This window comes from Sphingopyxis sp. EG6, assembly GCF_003609815.1.
In the GTDB taxonomy this organism is placed as follows: Bacteria; Pseudomonadota; Alphaproteobacteria; order Sphingomonadales; family Sphingomonadaceae; genus Sphingopyxis.
On sequence record NZ_AP017603.1, the window covers coordinates 2,835,007 to 2,853,879 of the forward strand.

General features: G+C 65.2%; 16 protein-coding genes. 3 read left to right on the forward strand and 13 right to left on the reverse strand.

Features of this window, described 5'->3' with window-relative positions; all coding sequences use genetic code 11:
- Positions 1-36: 36 nt before the first annotated feature.
- The gene (locus SPYCW_RS13720) at positions 37-1,776 is read right to left on the reverse strand and encodes an N-acyl-D-amino-acid deacylase family protein (RefSeq protein WP_120217246.1); all 1,740 of its coding nucleotides are present in this window, start codon (positions 1,774-1,776) and stop codon (positions 37-39) included.
- Positions 1,777-1,901: 125 nt separating this feature from the next.
- Between SPYCW_RS13720 and SPYCW_RS13725 the strand changes: the two genes are divergently transcribed.
- Both SPYCW_RS13725 and SPYCW_RS13730 read left to right on the forward strand, forming a co-directional pair.
- On the forward strand, positions 1,902-2,651 hold the full coding sequence (locus tag SPYCW_RS13725; protein WP_120218312.1) for a class I SAM-dependent methyltransferase: 750 nt from the start codon (positions 1,902-1,904) through the stop codon (positions 2,649-2,651).
- A gap of 4 nt (positions 2,652-2,655) precedes the next feature.
- A complete protein-coding gene (locus SPYCW_RS13730; protein WP_120217247.1) occupies positions 2,656-2,967 on the forward strand; it encodes an alkylphosphonate utilization protein in 312 nt (103 codons plus the stop codon).
- Positions 2,968-3,056: 89 nt separating this feature from the next.
- On the opposite strand, the gene SPYCW_RS13735 is transcribed toward SPYCW_RS13730, so the two are convergent.
- The 12 genes from SPYCW_RS13735 to SPYCW_RS13790 form a co-directional block, all read right to left on the reverse strand.
- The gene (locus SPYCW_RS13735; protein ID WP_120217248.1) at positions 3,057-4,376 is read right to left on the reverse strand and encodes an acyl-CoA dehydrogenase family protein; all 1,320 of its coding nucleotides are present in this window, start codon (positions 4,374-4,376) and stop codon (positions 3,057-3,059) included.
- A gap of 93 nt (positions 4,377-4,469) precedes the next feature.
- Entirely contained in the window at positions 4,470-5,813 is a 1,344-nt protein-coding gene (locus SPYCW_RS13740) for a phosphotransferase family protein (protein WP_120217249.1), read from the reverse strand.
- A 110-nt stretch (positions 5,814-5,923) separates the two neighbouring features.
- Positions 5,924-7,276: a DUF389 domain-containing protein gene (locus tag SPYCW_RS13745; RefSeq protein WP_120217250.1), complete on the reverse strand. Its 1,353-nt coding sequence runs from the start codon at positions 7,274-7,276 to the stop codon at positions 5,924-5,926.
- A 13-nt stretch (positions 7,277-7,289) separates the two neighbouring features.
- Positions 7,290-8,219, reverse strand: a complete 930-nt coding sequence (locus tag SPYCW_RS13750) for an electron transfer flavoprotein subunit alpha/FixB family protein (protein ID WP_120217251.1) — start codon at positions 8,217-8,219, stop codon at positions 7,290-7,292.
- Complete coding sequence (locus SPYCW_RS13755; RefSeq protein ID WP_120217252.1) at positions 8,216-8,965, reverse strand: electron transfer flavoprotein subunit beta/FixA family protein; 750 nt, start codon at positions 8,963-8,965, stop codon at positions 8,216-8,218. The genes SPYCW_RS13750 and SPYCW_RS13755 overlap by 4 nt, the downstream gene beginning before the upstream one ends.
- Before the next feature lie 229 nt (positions 8,966-9,194).
- A complete protein-coding gene (gene sucC / locus SPYCW_RS13760) occupies positions 9,195-10,403 on the reverse strand; it encodes an ADP-forming succinate--CoA ligase subunit beta (protein WP_120217253.1) in 1,209 nt (402 codons plus the stop codon).
- Positions 10,404-10,618: 215 nt separating this feature from the next.
- The gene (locus SPYCW_RS13765; RefSeq protein ID WP_120217254.1) at positions 10,619-10,924 is read right to left on the reverse strand and encodes a hypothetical protein; all 306 of its coding nucleotides are present in this window, start codon (positions 10,922-10,924) and stop codon (positions 10,619-10,621) included.
- A 6-nt stretch (positions 10,925-10,930) separates the two neighbouring features.
- The gene (locus tag SPYCW_RS13770) at positions 10,931-12,088 is read right to left on the reverse strand and encodes a serine hydrolase (RefSeq protein WP_120217255.1); all 1,158 of its coding nucleotides are present in this window, start codon (positions 12,086-12,088) and stop codon (positions 10,931-10,933) included.
- A 127-nt stretch (positions 12,089-12,215) separates the two neighbouring features.
- Positions 12,216-12,905: a peptide-methionine (S)-S-oxide reductase MsrA gene (gene msrA, locus SPYCW_RS13775; RefSeq protein ID WP_120217256.1), complete on the reverse strand. Its 690-nt coding sequence runs from the start codon at positions 12,903-12,905 to the stop codon at positions 12,216-12,218.
- A 368-nt stretch (positions 12,906-13,273) separates the two neighbouring features.
- Complete coding sequence (locus SPYCW_RS13780) at positions 13,274-14,485, reverse strand: pyridoxal phosphate-dependent aminotransferase (RefSeq protein ID WP_120217257.1); 1,212 nt, start codon at positions 14,483-14,485, stop codon at positions 13,274-13,276.
- Positions 14,486-14,646: 161 nt separating this feature from the next.
- Positions 14,647-16,470: an aminodeoxychorismate synthase component I gene (gene pabB, locus SPYCW_RS13785; RefSeq protein WP_172595505.1), complete on the reverse strand. Its 1,824-nt coding sequence runs from the start codon at positions 16,468-16,470 to the stop codon at positions 14,647-14,649.
- Positions 16,471-16,506: 36 nt separating this feature from the next.
- Entirely contained in the window at positions 16,507-17,061 is a 555-nt protein-coding gene (locus SPYCW_RS13790) for a hypothetical protein (protein WP_120217258.1), read from the reverse strand.
- Between the two features lie 134 nt (positions 17,062-17,195).
- Between SPYCW_RS13790 and SPYCW_RS13795 the strand changes: the two genes are divergently transcribed.
- The gene (locus SPYCW_RS13795; protein ID WP_120217259.1) at positions 17,196-18,863 is read left to right on the forward strand and encodes a long-chain-fatty-acid--CoA ligase; all 1,668 of its coding nucleotides are present in this window, start codon (positions 17,196-17,198) and stop codon (positions 18,861-18,863) included.
- Positions 18,864-18,873: the final 10 nt, after the last annotated feature.

Genomic DNA, 18,873 nt, shown 5'->3' on the forward strand with positions numbered 1-18,873 from the left:
TCGACAGGCTCAGGGCTACGGCGAAGGACGACCCGCCTATTCCGCCGCCATCGCCATTTCGACGCGCTGCGGCCCGCGGATCACGCCGCCGGGGGTCGGCCCCTGCATTGCGCCATCCTTGAACGTGACTTCGCCCGACTTAATCGTCGCAACATAACCGTCGGCTTTTTGCAGCAGGCGCTTGCCGCCCGCGGGGAGGTCGAAGGCGAGCCACGGTTTGCCGAGTTTCAGCCGCTCCATATCGATGACATTGAGGTCGGCCAGATAGCCCGGCGCGAGCACGCCGCGGTCCTCCAGCCCATAGAGCAAGGCGGTATCGCGGCACTGGCGCTTCACTGCATGTTCGAGGGCGATCCGCTTGCCCGCGCGGTCGCGCACCCAATGCTGGAGCATGAAGGTCGGCGAGGCGGCGTCGCAGATCGTCCCGCAATGCGCGCCGCCGTCGGACAGGCTGTTCACCGTGTCGTCGGCATGCTGCAAATCCTCAAGGAAATTGAGGTTGCCGTCGCGGTAGTTGAGGATCGGAAAATAGATGAAGCCCTTGCCATCGTCCTTCATCAGCAGGTCATAGGCATATTCATCAGGCGTGACGCCCGCCGCGGTGGCGCGCGCCATGATGCTTTCGTCCATCTTGGGCTCGTAATTGAAATCGGGGTCCATTTCGAACTGCACCGGCCAGCCGAGCGCGACGATTTTCAGGAAGTCGATAATGTCGCTTTCGGGCCAGACATTCTCCTCGGCAATCATCCGCGCCTTGAACGCCGGGTCTTTCAGCTTCGCGAGCTGCGCATCCCACGGCAGGTCGATGATCTCGTTCCACGCCGGCTTGAAGCGGAACGGATGCACCGTCCCTTGCCACGCCATGATGATGCCGTTGCCGCGCAGCGCGATCTGCGCGACGATATTGGCGCCAGTCGCATTCTGACGCCGCATCTCTTCGATCTGCTCTTCGAGCGGCAATTCCTTGGCGATCGATTGCAGCGCGGCAAAGGTCACGGGCAGCCCGGTTTCGCGGCTCAAATCACCCATCCACTGAAATTCGTTCCACTCGCGCTTCAGGTCGCTCGCCATTTCGAACACGCCATAGCCGACGCGCCCCATTGCGCGGCCGATCGCGATCAGCTCCTCGGCGGTCGCGGTGGTGCCGGGAACCAGTTCGCCGTCGATCGATTTGTGGAGCACGGTGCGGCTGGTCGAGAAACCGAGCGCGCCCGCGCGAATACCTTCCTCGACGATCCGCGACATCTCGGCGATGTCCTGTTCGGTCGGGATCGCGCCGGGTTTCTCGCGGTCGCCAAGCACATAGGCACGCACCGCGCCGTGCGGGACGTGGCAGGCGACATCGACCGTGCGCGGCAATTTCTCCAGCGCGTCCATATATTCGGGAAAGGTCTCCCAATCCCACGACATGCCCTCGGCGAGCGCGGTGCCGGGAATGTCCTCGACGCCCTCCATCAGCGAAATCAGCCATTCGTGGCGGTCGGGCTTGGCGGGGGCAAAGCCGACACCGCAATTGCCCATGACGACGGTGGTGACGCCGTGCCAGCTCGACGGCGCCATTTCCTGGTCCCATGTCGCTTGGCCGTCATAATGGGTGTGGACGTCGACAAAGCCGGGGGTGACGATCTTGCCGCTGGCGTCGATTTCGTCGCGCCCTGCACCGAGGTTTTCGCCCACCGCGACGATGCGATCACCATCGACCGCGACATCCGCGACAAAGGGCGCGCCGCCCGTGCCATCGACGACGGTACCGCCGCGTATCACCAGATCAAACATCCCGAGTCTCCCGATCTTTTTAGTTTCACGAAGAAACCTATCATCAAAATCGTGAGATGCAAATAAACGGGCGAACGGGCCGCGATGCTGTTATATTGATGCGATACACTATGGGAGTCGATGCCATGATCCGTCCGCTTACCCTCGCCCTTTTGCTCGCAATGGCGGCACCGCCGGTTGTCGCCAAGGAGGCCGTCGCCTCCGACTATACCACCGTGCTCGCGGACCCCGCGCGCCCCGCCGCCGACCGTGAACGCGACGCAGCGCGCAAACCAGTCGAGTTGCTCGCCTTTGCTCAGATTGCGCCGGGCGAGCAGGTCGGTGATTTCGTCATGGGCGGCGGCTATGTCACCCGCCTGCTCGCCGCCGCGGTCGGCCCGTCGGGCAAGGTCCACGCTTTCCAGCCCGCCGAATTCATCGCCTTCCGCAAACAATATGGCGACGACCAGGCGGCCGTGGACGCGGCTTATGCCAATGTCGATGCCGTCGCCGGTCCGTTTGCGGCGCCCGCCTTCGCCGCACCGCTCGACACGATCATCACGGTCCAGAATTTCCACGACCTCTATCTGAAGCCCTTCCCCGAAGGCACCGGCGACAAGGCCAGCGCGGCGCTGTTCGCAGCGCTCAAGCCTGGCGGGACGCTGGTGATCGTCGATCACAGCGCCGCCGACGGGACCGGCACGACGCACGCCGACAGCCTGCACCGCATCGACAAGGCCGCCGTGATTGCCGCGCTGACCAGGGCCGGATTCAAACTCGAGGCCGAAAGCGATCTCTACCGCCTTGCCGACGATCCGCGCACGACAAACGTCTTCGACCCTGCGATCCGCGGCAAGACCGACCAGTTCGCGCTGCGCTTCCGCAAACCGGGATGATGGAATGACCAGCAACGACGATGATTATGTCTATGACGAGGCGAGCGGCGAATGGCTGTCCGCCGCCGACGTCGCGGCGCGCGATGCCGCGAACGCCGCGGGGCCGGAGGTCCGCGACGCGGTCGGCAATCTGCTGAGCGACGGGGATTCGGTCGTCCTCGTCAAGGATCTGGCCGTCAAAGGCGCGGGGCAGACGCTGAAGGTCGGCACGGTGATCAAATCGATCCGCCTGACCGGCGACGCGCAGGAAATCGACTGCCGCCATGAAGGGATCAAGGGGCTGGTGCTGCGCGCGGAGTTTGTGCGGAAGCGGTAATCCTCCCCTCCCTGCAAGGGAGGGGCCGGGGGTGGGTCAAGCGCGAACGGGCTCGATGCCCGATCGTGCTTTTCCCGCCTCACCCACCCCTAACCCCTCCCTTGCAGGGAGGGGGAAGCATCAGCCCAACTCCCCCGCCGCGGCCCCAGATAGCCGAACAGATACGCCGCGACCTTGCGCATCTGGATCTCCTCCGCCCCCTCGGTGATGCGATAGCGGCGGTGGTGGCGGTAGATATGCTCGAACGGCTTGTGGCGCGAATAGCCGATGCCGCCATGAACCTGCATCGCACGGTCGGCGGCTTCGCAGCAGAGGCGGTTCGCCCAGTAATTGCACATGCTGACCTTGTCCGACAGCGTATGCTCGATCTCCTTGTGCGGGGTGTTGTCCATGTCCCACGCGGTTTTGCGGATCAGCAGGCGCAGCATTTCGGCCTGCGTCGCCAGCTCGACGAGCGGGAACTGGATCGCCTGGTTCTTCGCCAGCGCTTCGCCGAAGGGCTTGCGCGCACGCGCATATTTGACGCTTTCCTCAATGCAGAACACCGCGGCGCCCAGCGATGACGCCGCCTGCCGGATGCGGTTCTGGTGGACAAAGCTCTGCGCAATCGACAGCCCGCCGCCGACCGGACCAAGCCTTGCACTATCCGGTACCCACACATTGTCGAATGTCATCCGCGGATGGTCGGTCGGCATGTTGAAGGTCCACATATATTCGTCGACGCTCATCCCCGGCGTTCCCGTCGGCACCAGCAGGCAGGTGATCCCCTTCGCGTCGCCATCCTGACCGTCCGTACGGCAGAAGGTCGCACAGTGGGTCGCGACGTGCATGCCGGTGATCCACATCTTGCGCCCGTTGATCCGCCAGCCCTCGACCCCGTCGCGGTTTTCGCGGACGGCGCGCGTTTCCATATGCGTCGCGTCGCTGCCATGGTCGGGCTCGGTCAGCCCGAACGCGGTGCGGCGCTTGCCCTCGAACCCGCCGAGGATGAACTCCTGCTTCTGCTCCTCGCTCGTCGCAAACTGCTCGAACATCTCCACAAAGGGGAAATTGCCGACGATGCTGTGCTCGTTCTGCAGATCGTTGTGGAGGCCCAGCCCCTTGGCCGCGAAATGCTCGCGGATCACAGCCATCCACAGGTTCGAGCCGTCCTTGCCGCCATATTTCTTGGGCGCCGAAAAGCGCCAATGCCCCGCCGCATCGGCCTTGCGCGTCGCGGCGCGGAGCAATTCTTCCCACTCGTGGCGCGGCAGCCCCTGATTGTCCCAGTCCGTGCGGCTATGTTCGCGGCGGTGGTCGAAGAAGCGGATATTGTCGTCGGCGTCTTCCAGCGGCTTGATCTCCGCCTCGATGAAGGCATCGAGTTCGTCCAGATACGCCTGCAGGTCGGTCGGTATAGCGAAGTCCATGACGATCCTCTCTGTTCGATTCCAAGAGTGAACCGTAGCCCTGAGCTTGTCGAAGGGCGCCTATCCGATAAGCGCCCTTCGACAGGCTCAGAGCTACGGGGCTAGATCAACTGTCCACAGCGTTTCGGCCCGCGCGAGCGCAGCATATTTGGGGCTGTCGACCGCGCATTTATCGAGCACCGCGCGGCGCAGTCGTACGAGCAGGCCCGGTTCGGCGAGCGTCACCGCGCCGCCGAGCAAGCGATCGGCAAGCGCCTTGTCCTCCGCGCGCACGCCCGCGTCCAGATCGCGCATCACGATGCCGAGCGCATTCATCGCGACCGCGACCTGAAACTTGCCATGACCCTCTGCCGCCGGTTTGATCTCCTCGGCCAGCCAGTCGCGCACCGCCTGCACGATCTCGCGGTTCGTCGGCTCGCCGGTCGGCGCTGCGGCTGGCGGCGGCGCGGGCGGCAAGGAGCGGGTGCGTTCCGCCGCAGGCGCTTCGGTTTCCAGCAGCAACAATAGGTCCAGCTCCTGTTCGGCGGTGCGCCGGCCGACGACGACACGCTCGACCGTCGGATCGGCGCCGCTGCGCCAAGCCTGCCCCATCTGCAAGCAGCCGAGCGCCCACCACAGGGTGCGATAGACGAGCCAAAAGTGGAAGCGGTCGCGATCGACCCGCGCCCCGCCCGCGGCTTCATAGGCCGCGAAATAATCGTCGATGCTGCCGACCCCGAACGCCGGGTGATCGATCCGTCCGAACCGCCACACCGTCATGCACCCGAACGCCAGATCCTCATGCGCGTCGCCGCGATGCGCCAACTCCCAGTCGAGCACGACGGCGAGCCCGTCCGCATCGACCATGATATTGCCCATCCGGTAATCGCCGTGCACCAGCACCGGCTCCGCGGGCGGCGGCAGATGATCCTCGCACCATTTGATCGCGAGCGCGATCACCGGCCGGTCGCCGCCATAGTCGGCATAGCGCGCTTTCAGCTCGGCCAGCGCCGCGGCGGTGTCCATCAGCGGGATCGCGGCGGGAATGGTTTCGGCAGGAATGGCGTGGATCCGCGCCAGCTCGCGCCCCAAGTCGGCCAATAGCGACAGCGGCGGATCGGCCAATATCTTCGCCGGGCTCACCTCGGCAATCACCCGCCGCATCACATAGCCGGTGCCCATGCCGTCACCATCGGACAACACGCCGACAACCTCGGGCGCCTTCACCCCTGCCGCATGGGCGGCGATCACCAGCGCCGCCTCGTCGGCATGGCCATAGGGGCGCCCGGCCATATAATCCGCCGACGGAGCGCGCCGCAGCACATAAGCGCCGCCCGCCCACTCGAACGCCCAGCTTTCCATATTGGCGCCGCCCGACAGGCGAACGAGGCCGGCCATTTCACCGGGACCGGCAATGCGGCGCATGAAGCCCGACAGCGCGTGACTCAGGTCGATCATCGGGCAATAGTGCTTACAGTTTACGTAAACGGCAAGCTGCCATTTGTGCCAAGGATCGGCTTTGACCCACAGACGATTGCGTCCTTGAAGCGAACAGCGCGCGCTCGGCGCTACTCGGCTACGGCCTCCGCGGCTGGCGGGCTCTCGGCCGCCGTCAGGGCGCCATTCTGGATCAGCCATTGCGGAAAATCCGCCTGCACCGACGCGATGATCCGATCGATCGCGTCGGCCACCTGTTCGCCCTCCGCCTCGCGATCGCGCTGGACGACGACGCGGCGCGCCTGCGCGTCGATCAGCACCCGGTCGCGGCGGACGAGTTCGCCAACGGTCAGCCCGGACAGGATATTCCGGCTGTCGGCCTCGCGCTGTTCCAGCGTCGCAATCCGCTGGTTGAGTCGCTCCTCAAACTGCACCGCGGCATTGGTCTGCTGGCGCAGCTGGACGATATTGACGCGCACATCGCGGTCGAGCTCGCTGCGGACGTTACTGGCCAGCCGCTGATTCAGGCGCGCGGCATATTGATCGACCAGCACGACCCCATCGACCGCGATATCGTCATTGTCGACCCGCACGGTCAGCGTATCGATCCGGTCGCCGTCGCCCAGCAGGCCATCCAGCTTCGCCTGCACCGTCGTACGCGCGCGCAGTTCGCGCGCGATATTGTTCAGCGACAGCGCCAGCGGGATCGACAATATGCTCAGCGTCACGATGATCCCGATCACCTGCATCGCGGTGTGCTGCGGGGTCAGCGACGGCCCGAAGCGGTTGAGCCGCGCCACGGCGGTTGCGGCAAAGGCGATCGCCAGCGTGTTGGTCAGGAACAGCAGCGCGGCGCCCAGCGCAAAGTCGAAACGACCGGTGGCCAGCCCGAAACCGACGGTCGACAGCGGCGGAACCAGCGCGGTCGCGATCGCGACCCCGACCATCACCCCCGACAATTTGCGCATGATCGCATAGACGCCCGCGATGCCGCCGACGACCGCGACGCCGAGGTCGAGCAGGGTCGGCTGCGTCCGCGCGCGAAGTTCGGACGTGACGTCCTGGATCGGAGACATCCAGATGATCAGCATCGCGACGATGATCGCGACCGCCATGCCCGCGGCCATCGTCACCAGCGACCGTTTGATCAGATTAGTTTCGAGCGTCGCCAGCCCAAAGCCGACCCCCATGATCGGCCCGAGCAGCGGCGATACGAGCATTGCCCCGATCACCACCGCCGCCGAGCTTTGCAGCAGGCCCAGCGTGGCGATCGCCGACGATAGCGTAATGAGCAGCAGGAATTTCTTGTCGAGCCGCGCGTCGCGCGCGACGCTGGCCAGCGTCAGCGAGCGACCGTGGGTTTCGTCCTCGGCGGACGGATCTTCGTCGTCGAAACCGCCCGGCGCGGCGCGCGTGGACCGGCGACCCCCGGCATTGAACGGGGCGTCGCCGAGTCCAGGCACTCCGGGATGGTCGCCGGCCATCGGCAGGGCCGTTTTAGATCTTGCCGGTCAGTTCAGGGACGGCGCTGAACAGATCGGCGACGAGGCCGAAGTCGGCGACCTGGAAGATCGGGGCGTCTTCGTCCTTGTTGATCGCGACGATGGTCTTCGAATCCTTCATGCCGGCAAGATGCTGGATCGCGCCCGAGATGCCGATCGCGAAATAGACCTGCGGCGCGACGATCTTGCCGGTCTGGCCGACCTGATAGTCGTTGGGGACATAGCCCGCATCGACCGCGGCGCGCGAAGCACCGAGCGCGGCGCCGAGCTTGTCGGCGAGCGGCACGATGACCTCTTCGTACTTCTCGCTCGAACCGAGCGCACGGCCACCCGACACGATGATCTTCGCCGAAGTGAGTTCGGGGCGGTCCTGCTTGGCGATTTCGGCGCCGACGAAGCTCGAGATGCCGGCGTCGCTGCCCGAACCCACGGCTTCGACCGTACCCGAACCGCCCGAGGTCGCGGCCTTGTCGAACGCGGTGCCGCGCACGGTCAGGACCAGCTTGGCATCCGACGATTCGACGGTCGCGATCGCGTTGCCGGCGTAGATCGGGCGGGTGAAAGTCTTGGGACCCTCGACCGACAGGATTTCCGAAATCTGCATCACGTCGAGCAAAGCGGCGACGCGCGGCGCGATATTTTTGCCGGTCGTCGTCGCGGGCGCGAGGAACGCATCGTGCGAGGCCATCAACTCGGCGATCAGCGGCGCGACATTTTCGGGCAGATTATGACCGAATGCGGCGTTATCGGCGACATGCACCTTGCCGACGCCCGCGATCTGCGCGGCTTCCTTGGCGACCGCATCGACGCCCGAACCGGCGACGAGCAGATGAACCTCGCCGAGCTTCGAGGCGGCGGTGACCACCGCGAGCGTGGCGTCCTTGACGGCGCTGCCGTCATGTTCGACCCAAACCAGAGTTTTCATGAGTGCACTCCCATCGCCTTGAGCTTGGCAACCAGTTCATCGACATCGGCGACCTTGACACCCGCCGAGCGGACGGGCGGCTCCGATACCTTGACCGTCTTGACGCGCGGGGCGGTATCGACGCCGCAATCGGCGGGGGTCTTGGTATCGAGCGGCTTCGACTTCGCCTTCATGATGTTCGGCAGCGACGCATAGCGCGGCTCGTTGAGGCGCAGGTCGGTGGTGACGATCGCGGGAAGCTTCAGCTTCACCGTTTCGAGACCGCCGTCGACTTCACGGGTGACGCTGACATGATCGCCCTCGACATTGACCGCGCTGGCGAAGGTGCCCTGCGCCCAGCCGGTCAGCGCGGCGAGCATCTGGCCGGTCTGGTTGTTGTCGCCGTCGATCGCCTGCTTGCCGAGGATCACGAGACCCGGCTGTTCGGCGTCGGCAATCGCCTTGAATATCTTGGCGAGCGCCAGCGGTTCGACATCGTCGTCGGTCTGCACCAGGATCGCGCGGTCGGCGCCCATGGCGAGCGCGGTGCGCAGCGTTTCCTGCGCCTTCGCCGGGCCGACGGAAACGGCGACGATCTCGGTCGCAACGCCCTTTTCCTTGAGGCGGATCGCCTCTTCGACACCGATCTCGTCGAACGGGTTCATCGACATTTTGACGTTCGCCAGATCGACGCCGGTGCCGTCGGACTTCACCCGCGGCTTGACGTTATAATCGAGCACCCGCTTCACGGGGACGAGGATTTTCATGGGCTCAAAGCTCCTCTCAACAAATTGTGCACTGCGCCATAATTCGCGCTTACGTAAACGTCAACCTGGCTCCTCTCCCTTTGGGAGAGGATAGGGAGACTCGGCAGCTTGCTGCCTAGTCGGACTTGGTGAGGGCGACGCCTTTGCATCCTGCCCTCACCCAGCTTCGACTAGCGGACAAGTCCGCAAGTCTTCGCATCCCTCTCCCGGGGGGAGAGGGTGCGCTTTATCACGCGACCGCGCGCACCTCGGCGACAATCTTCTTTGCCGCGTCGCCCAGATCATTTGCCGCGACGATCGGCAGGCCCGAATTGGCGAGGATGTCCTTGCCCTGCTGGACGTTGGTGCCTTCGAGGCGGACGACCAAAGGCACCGACAGATTCACTTCCTTCGCCGCCGCGACGATGCCGTCGGCGATGATGTCGCACTTCATGATGCCGCCAAAGATGTTGACGAGGATGCCCTTCACCGCGGGATCCTTCAGGATGATCTTGAACGCTGCGGTGACCTTTTCCTTCGAAGCGCCGCCGCCGACGTCGAGGAAGTTGGCGGGGAATTCGCCGTTCAGCTTGATGATGTCCATCGTCGCCATCGCCAACCCTGCGCCGTTCACCATGCAGCCGATGTTGCCGTCGAGCTTGATGTAGGCGAGGTCATATTCCGACGCTTCAACCTCGGCGGGGTCTTCTTCGGTCAGGTCGCGCAGCTCGGCAATGTCCTTGTGGCGGAACATCGCATTGCCGTCGAAACCGACCTTGGCGTCGAGCACCAGCAGTTCGTCGCCATTGGCGCCTTCGCACACCGCCAGCGGGTTGATTTCGATCTGTTCGGCATCGGTGCCAAGGAAGGCGGCGTAAAGCCCGGCCAGAACCTTGGCCGCCTGTTTCGCGAGGTCGCCCGACAGGCCGAGCGCCGCGGCGACGCTGCGGCCGTGGTGCGGCATCAGGCCCGTCGCGGGGTCGATCGTGATCGTGTGGATCTTGTCGGGCGTATCGTGCGCGACGGTTTCGATGTCCATCCCGCCTTCGGTCGAGGCGACGACCGCAATGCGGCTGGTCGCGCGGTCGACGAGGAGCGCGAGGTAAAATTCCTGTTTAATGTCGGCGCCGTCGGTGATGTACAGGCGGTTGACCTGCTTGCCGGCTTCGCCGGTCTGGATCGTCACCAGCGTGTTGCCGAGCATGTCCTTCGCGTGCGCTTCGACTTCCTCGATCGACTTGGCGAGGCGGACGCCGCCCTTGGCATCGGGGCCGAGTTCCTTGAACTTGCCCTTGCCACGGCCACCCGCGTGAATCTGCGACTTTACGACATAGAGCGGCCCGGGGAGCTGCTTTGCTGCTGCGACGGCTTCCTCGACGCTCATCGCGGCAATGCCCTTGGGCACCGCGACGCCGAATTTCGCGAGCAGTTCTTTCGCCTGATATTCGTGGATGTTCATGAGGTCTGCCGGGCCTTTCGAGTCTTGGGGCGGGGAGAATTGGCGCCGCCTAAGCACAAGTCGGCGGGCAAGGCTAGTCCCGGGGCAGCAAGAGATTCTATCCGCCGCGGCGAGCAAGCTTATCCCTTCGTCATCCCGGCGAAGCCCGGGATCTCATCGTTGCGTCCTATCGCGAGGTCGAGATCCCGACCGCCGCCCGGATGACGACAGCGGTTTTAGCGAAAAGCGCAGAGCGCCGCCGAGCTGGTGGTCACCGTCAAAATCTCCGGGTCTTTCAGCGCACGAACTTTGTGAAGGAACTGGTTCAGCGACAAATCGCTCATCCTTTTGTCCTTCAACGTCGACAGCGAACCGAGGCGGCGCAGTTGGAGCAGCGACAGCCGGTCGACCATGCGTTCGGCCATGCATGCCGCGATCGGCTGCGACAGCCCGGCGTTGACCAGCCCGGTACGCAGCCGCGCTTCGGGCGTAGCGCAAGCCGCCAAGGCAAACAGCGACAGCGATAGTACGGCAAGGCGCATCAGCGATTATCTTCCATGAAATTCGGCGACCGCGCTCGACACCGCCTGCATCAACGCCATGCGCGCCGGGATCGGCGACGTGGTGGTCCCCATCATGACGACGATGGCATAGCGGGTGCCGTCGGGCGCGGTGGCGATGCCGATATCATTATAGCCCGCGGTCATGCCACCCAGATTCTGGCCCGTTCCCGTCTTGTGCATGAATTTCCAGCCCGGCGGCAGCCCGGCCTTGAGCCGCTTCGGTCCGCTCTTGGTACGGCTCATCACGTCCAGCAGATATTCGGTCGATTCGGGCGAGAGCAACGTCCCGCGCGCCAGCCGGGTGAGCGCACTGGCGATCGCCGTCGGGCTTGCCCCGTCGATCGGATTGGCGAGATAATTGTCCATCGCCGCACGGCGCGTCGCCGGCGCCAGCGCGCCGCGCGCGGTTTCGAAATTGCGCCCGACCGAATAGCTTTGCTGCCAGCCCATTCCGGCAATCCCGCTTTGCAGCGAGCGTTCACCGGGGCCAAAGCGGATCGCGCCCAGATCCTTCTTCGCCATATAGGCCCGCACCGCACCCGGACCGCCGACCGTGCGCAGTACGCTGTCGTTCGCGGTATTGTCGCTTTGGGTGATCGCGGTTTCAATGAGCTGCCGAAGCGTCATCGTGACCGAACCCTGCGCACGGACGCGCGCCGCGAGCGGCTGGTAAAACAGCGTCAGATCCTCGGGGCCGATCCGCACCTGCTGGTCGAGCCGCACCCGACCCTGATCGACGGCATCGAGCGCGGTCAGCGCCACCCACAATTTCGATACGCTCTGCTGGGGAAACAGCTCGCCGCCACGCTCGGCAATCGCCCATTCGCCGTCGATGCGCTGGACCGCGATCCCGGTCTTGCCCGGAAAGCCGCGCCACAGGAAATTGATCCGCTCGGCAAGACCCGCGGGCGGACGGCGAAAGCCGGGATCGAGCGGACCCGCGGGGCGCGGCATCGTCGATCGTACCGGCTGGCCGATCGGCACGGTCACCGATCCCGCGGGTCGCGGCGTGGCCGTCGGGCGCGGTGTGGCGGTCTGGGTCCGCGGCGTCGGGACCACCGCCGCGCTGCTGACGCAACCGGCGAGCACCGCGGCGCTCATCGTCATGGCGAGAAGCGGCCGACCCGAGAACGCAAACTTCATGAAAACCCCGCAACCTGCGACTTGTACAAAATCCCCGAACCATCTGGTCTCGCAGGCGGGCAAGGCGGGCTAGTCGTTTGCGACGAATGATTCCTCCCGCGCGACGAGTGGCGGAACCATGGGGACGTCAGGGCGCCGGGGTGGCGCGCACCATGGCCGGAAACAACCGCTTGAACGCCGCCAGCTTGGGGGCATCCCAGCGCATGATATAGCCGTTCGACGGGTTGCGGCGCATGAAATCCTGGTGATTGGGCTCGGCGCGATAGAAACGCTTGTAGCTTTCGACCGGGACCACGATCGGCCGCGCGAAATATTTGCCCTTGCCGATCTGCGCCAGATAAGCGGTCGCGACCTGGCGCTGGGTCGCATCGAGCGGGACGATCGCGGCACGATATTGCGATCCCACGTCAGGCCCCTGGCGGTTCTTCAAGGTCGGGTCGGCAATCACCGAAAACAGGATGCGCAGCAAGCTGCCGTAGCTGACCTGCGTCGGATCATAGACGATCCGCACCGCTTCGGCATGGCCCGACTTGCCGTCATGCGTCAGTTCATATTTCGCGGTCGCGGCGCTGCCGCCATGATAGCCCGATTCGACCGAGATCACGCCTTTGACGTTGGCAAACACGCCCTCGACGCCCCAGAAACAGCCGCCCGCCAGCACGGCGGTGGCACGCTTGCCCTTGACCGCAGGGTCGACGACAGCGGCGGGTAGTTTGACGACGCTTTCGGCCTGCGCCGGGGCGCATTGGGCGACGAGCGCGCCCGCTGCAAGCGCCGCAACGATTCGATAGAAAGGTGCGCCGCCCGTTTGCGTCATGCCGGGATCGGCAGCGCGGGCTGATTCAGCACGATGTAAGTGGCGCCGATCGCAAAGCCGGCGAGCATCGACAAAAACCAGTCGGAGCGGAAAAGATTGAGCATGGGGAGCCTCTTTTTTCATTTATAGCGTTCGCGGCCAACGCCGCTTTGGTTACACCGACGATATGGCGCGCCCCGACCAGCCGTGCAGTGATGTCCGTCACCCTAATCAGGATGGCTTACTATCCGGTGAACCGGGCGCTTAACCGCCGTTCAGGTGCAGATAGGCTCCGCCACCGGCATTACAAGACCGGTCGGTACAGAATTCTCGTGCGGGTGCATTTTTCGTCATCCCGGCGAAGGCCGGGATGACTATAATGGAGAGCGTCAGCGCAGCGCGGCGCACGCCTGCTGGATGCGCACGCAGGCTTCCTTGAGCACCGCTTCCGACGTTGCATAGGAAACGCGGAACGCGGGCGACAGGCCAAAGGCGGCGCCATGCACCGCCGCGACCTTGGCGCTGTCGAGGAAATAGTCGATCAGCGCTTCGTCGCTATCGATCAGCTTGCCGTCGGGCGTCGCCTTGCCGATGCAGCCGCTGGCGTCGGGATAGACGTAAAAGGCGCCGTCGGGGGTCGGGCAATTGAGCCCCGGCGCATCGTTGAGCATCGCGACCACCATGTCGCGGCGTTTCTTGAACGCCGCATTGCGGTCGTCGAGGAACTGCTGCGGCCCGCCGAGCGCGGCGGCGGCGGCGGCCTGCGCGATCGAACAGGGGTTCGACGTCGATTGCGACTGCAATTTGCCCATCGCCTTGATCAGCCAGGCCGGACCGCCCGCGTAACCGATGCGCCAGCCGGTCATCGCATAGGCTTTCGAACAGCCGTTCACGGTCAGGATGCGGTCGATCAGGTCGGGGCAACGCTGGGCAAAGGTCGAAAATTCGAAATCGGCGTACCAGACATGCTCGTACATATCGTCGGTCATCACCATCACATGCGGGTGGCGGCGGATGACTTCGCCCAGCGCGTCGAGTTCCTCACCCGAATAGGCCGCGCCCGACGGGTTCGACGGCGAATTGAGCATCACCCAACGGGTTTTCGGGGTGATGGCGGCGTCGAGCTGCGCCGGGGTGATCTTGTAATTCTGCGCCGCGCTGCCCTCGATGACCACGGGCTTGCCGCCGGCGAAGGCGACAATATCGGGATAGCTCACCCAATAGGGCGCGGGGATGATGACCTCGTCGCCCTTGTCGACCGTCGCGACCAGCGCATTGAACAGCGTGTGCTTGCCGCCGACGTTGACCGTGATCTGGTCGAGCCCGAAATCGAGCCCGTTGTCGCGGCGGAACTTACCGCGGATCGCTTCCTTCAGCGCCACCGTGCCATCGACCAAAGTATATTTGGTTTGGCCACCCCGGATCGCCTCGATCGCTGCTTCCTTGACGAAATCGGGGGTGTCGAAATCGGGCTCGCCCGCGCTGAGCCCAATCACATCGACGCCCGCGGCTTTCAGCGCCGATACGCGCGCGGTCATCGCGAGCGTCGCCGACGGCTGGATGCGGTTGAGGGCAGCGGAGATATGCGGCTTCAGCGACATGGGACTTCTTTCCGTGGCTTGCGCGGACAGGCGGCGATTTGACAGGAAATTGCGCGGGGCCGCGCCTAAAGCCTCCGCCCCGAATTCGCAAGCGCAGCGTGGGACAAATTAGCTATGCAGCGTCAAAAAAGCCCCTCCCCTTCAGGGGAGGGGTTGGCGCTTCAGCCTTCGGCCTCCACCAACCGCGCCGGGACGAGCCCGCGCAGCGAATTGCCGATAAAGAAGCCGTTCGCCAGATCGGCCAGTCGCAGATGCGATTCGACCGCGCGGCCCTTGTCGATCAGCTCGGCGCGCAGCACGCCGGGAAGCAGCCCCAATGCCAGCGGCGGGGTCAGCAGCTGGCCGTCGCGTTCGACAAAGATATTGCTCCAGCTGCCCTCGGTGACAAAACCCGGTTCGTCGACAAACACGACCTCGACGGCGCCGCTTTCCTTGCGTGCATCGTCATAGGCGGCGCGCTGGCTGGTCTTGTGATTCAGGCGAAAATCGTCAGCCGCCAGCGGCGCCGGGCACACTGCCACCGGCACGGGCAGTTCGGCCAGTCGCGGCAGCGGCGACACCTCGACCGCCAGCGCGCCCGACGGCGCCAGCCGCATCCGCACCCGCGCCGCGCTGCGCAAGCGAAAGGTCGCCGATTGCAGGCTGTTGCGCGCGCCGTGCCGGTCGAACCGGAAGCCCAGCGTTTCGGCGCTCGCCTTCATCCGCGTCAAATGCCCTTCCAGCCGCTGGACCCCTTCGACGGGATCAAAGAACATGGTTTCGATCAGGTCGAAATGCGCCCCCGCTGCCCCCACAAACTCCCCCTTTGCCAGACATTCACGCCATTCGTCAGCCGGCCCGCTGTCGGCAACAATTCCCGAACCCAATCCCAGCGTGGCGCGATTTGCGCCTTCTTGCAAGCCATTGGCGCGGGGGAACACCAATGTGCGGATCGCCACATTGAACGCCGCGTCGCCGCCCGGTTCGATAAAGCCGATCGACCCGGTGTACAGCCCGCGTGCCCCCACCTCCAATTCGTCGATGATCTCCATCGCCCGGACCTTGGGGGCGCCGGTGATCGACCCGCACGGAAAGGCGGCACGCAGCACATCGACCGCGCCAATGCCTTCGGGAAGGCGCGCGCTGACATCGGACACCAGCTGGTGGATCGTCGGAAAGCTTTCGACGCGAAACAGGTCGGGTACCGCCACCGAACCCGGCACCGCGACGCGCGACAGATCGTTGCGGATCAGATCGACGATCATCAGGTTTTCGGCGCGTTGCTTGGGATCCTCGGCCAGCGTGCGCGCCGCCACCGCGTCGGCATCGGCATCGGGCTGGCGCGCCGCGGTGCCCTTCATCGGCCGCGCCATCACCTGGCCGTCGCGCAGCGCGAAGAACAGCTCGGGCGAATGCGACACGATCGCCCGATCGCCGGTCCAGATCACCCCGCCGTAGCCCGCGCGCGCCGTCTGCCGCAGCCGCGCATGGATCGCCAGCGGATTGCCCAGCACCGGCACGTCGGCGCGAAAGGTCAGGTTCGCCTGATAAATGTCGCCCGCGGCGATATAGGCGAGCACCGCTTCGACCGCGGCGATATAGTCGGCGCGCGCCACCCGCGGCGTCATCGCGCCGATCCACGCGCTGGCGGGATCGGGCAGCCGCCCCGGCACTGCATCGGCATCGATCCGTTCAACCGTCTCGAACAACCCAAACCAGCCGAGCGGCCCGTCGCTCGCGCCCTCAACCTGCGGTCCCCGCCACGCGGTGCTGAGCCCCTGCCCGGCTTCATACGTCAGATAACCGGCGGCATAGAGACCCCGCGCCTGCGCGCGCTCGATCGCGCGCAGCAGCGCCGGGACGTCATGCGGCTTTTCGGCGGTCAATAGATCGACCGGATTGGTGAACAGCCGCGCCGGCGCCGCGCCGCGCGTCCGGGCATCGTCGAGCAGCACGAACGGCGACGCGCCGACACCCGGCGTGGGGATGGCAGCACTATCCGGCATCGGCGCCCGGCCAATCGCAGCTATGGGCGATCGGCGTCAGCGTTCGCGGCGCATGCGGAACGGCCGCTGTCCCTCGATCTTGGCAAAATAGCTGCCCATCGCCGCCGCCTTGATGTTGATCTTGTCGCCGACGCGCGGTTCGCGGACCGATCCGACGCCGTCGATCTGTACCCACACCGCGCCGCCCTCGACCGTCAGCCGATATTTGCCCGATCGATCCATCGACACCGATTCGATCGTCGTGTCGATCGCGGTGATCTTGTCTTCGTCTTTATCGTCGTCATCATCACCGCCGAACAGGCTGCCGAGATTGGGCAGCGAAAAACCGAACAGCCCGCGCCGCGCCTTTTTCATCGTTGCGCGGTCCGCAAAGGTGATCTCGCGCGCCGTATCTGCAGCCGACAATTCGCCGACCTCGCGGTCGAAACAGGCCAGCCGCGCCGCTGCATCGGCGATGTCGCGGCAGGCGTAAAGTTCCTGGATCTGCGCCGGGCGCGGCGGCGGCGCCTTGTCCTTCGCGGCCGCAGGCAGCGCCGCGGCACCGGCAAGGATGGCGAATGATACGGCAATGCGCGACGACAGCTGCAACATGGCAAAACCCCTGGCGAGAAAGATGGCCCTGCCTAGCGGCGCCGACCGCGCGCCGCAAGCACGCCCGGTTGCGATGTCGGCTTACTGACCCTAGTGTCAGGAAAGCCATCAGGATGAGAGGATTTTTACCGGCGATGCCTAGCGAATATTCCTGGTCGACCGACTATCAGCATCCGACGGCCTGGGACCAGTCATTCGCGCCGCTTTCGCTTCCCGACATGCTCGCCGCCAGCGTGGCGCGGCGCGGGGATGCCGCCATGCTCGACTTCATGGGCCGCCGCTTCAGCTATGCCGAAGTCGCGCGGGGCGCGGCGCGGGTGGCGCGCGGGCTGCAGCAGCTGGGGATCGCCAAGGGCAGCCGCGTCGGGCTGTTCCTGCCCAATGTGCCGCATTATGTCGCGGCCTATTATGGCGCGCTGGCGATCGGCGCGACGGTGGTCAATTTCTCGCCGCTCTACACGGCGCGCGAGCTCGAGGATCAGATCGAGGATTCGGGGACCGACACGCTGTTCACCGTCAGCGCCGCGGCGCTGCTGCCGACCGCATTGAAAGTGCTCGACGGGTCGAGCCTCCAGCGGCTCGTCGTCGGCTCGGTCGCGGGCGGTCTCTCCGCCGCCAAATCGGCGCTCTACCGATTGTTCAAGCGCGCCGACATCGCTCCCATCCCCGCCGATCCGCGCATCGTCCGTTTTTCGGCGCTGATCGCCAACGACGGGCGCCCCGATACGGTCGCGATCGATCCCGAACGCGACATCGCACTGATCCAATATACCGGCGGCACCACCGGCACCCCCAAGGGCGCGAAGCTGACGCACCAGAATCTCACCGCCAACGCGCGGCAGGTGAATGCAATCGATCCCGACCATGATGCCGACGATCGCATCCTCGGCGTCCTTCCCTTCTTTCACGTCTTTGCCAACACCTGCGTCCTCAACCGCACTGTCCTCAACGGCGGCACGATCACCATGCTGCCGCGTTTCGACGCCAAACAGGCGCTCGCCGCGATCACCCGCACGCGGACGACCGCGCTCCCCGGGGTGCCGACGATGTATCAGGCGCTGCTCGACCATCCCGACCTCGCGAAGACCGACTTCTCTTCTCTGCGCATCTGCATCTCGGGAGGCGCGCCGATGCCCGCCGAGCTGCGCGAGAAATTCACCGCCGCGACCGGTGCATCGCTGGTCGAGGGCTATGGCCTCACCGAAAGTTCGGGGGTGGTCGCGACCAACCCCTATGACGGCCCGGTCCGCCCCGGCACGATCGGCCAGCCGCTCCCCGCGACGCACATCCGCCTGCTCGACAAGGAGGATTCGACAAAAGCTGCCCCGGACGGCGAACCCGGCGAACTCGCGGTCAAGGGGCCGCAGATCATGCAGGGCTATTGGAACCGGCCCGACGCCGATCTCGACAGCTTCACCGCCGACGGCTGGCTGCGCACCGGCGACGTCGCGGTGGTCGAGGACGGCGGCTATATCCGCATCGTCGACCGGCTGAAGGACATGATCGCGGTCGGCGGGTTCAAAGTCTATCCGAGCGTGATCGAGGCGCATCTTTACGAACACCCTGCGGTCAAGGAAGCGATCGTGCTCGGCGTCCCCGACGCCTATCGCGGCGAAGCGCCCAAAGCCTTCGTCACGCTGGAAGAAGGCTTTGAAATTTCGGGCGAAGCGCTCGCCGCCTGGCTTAACCCCCAGCTCGGCAAGCACGAGCGCGTGAAGGCGGTCGAAGTCCGCCTCAGCCTGCCCAAGACGATGATCGGCAAGCTCGATCGCAAGGCGCTCAGGGCAGAAGAGGGCGCCTGACCGCGACCGC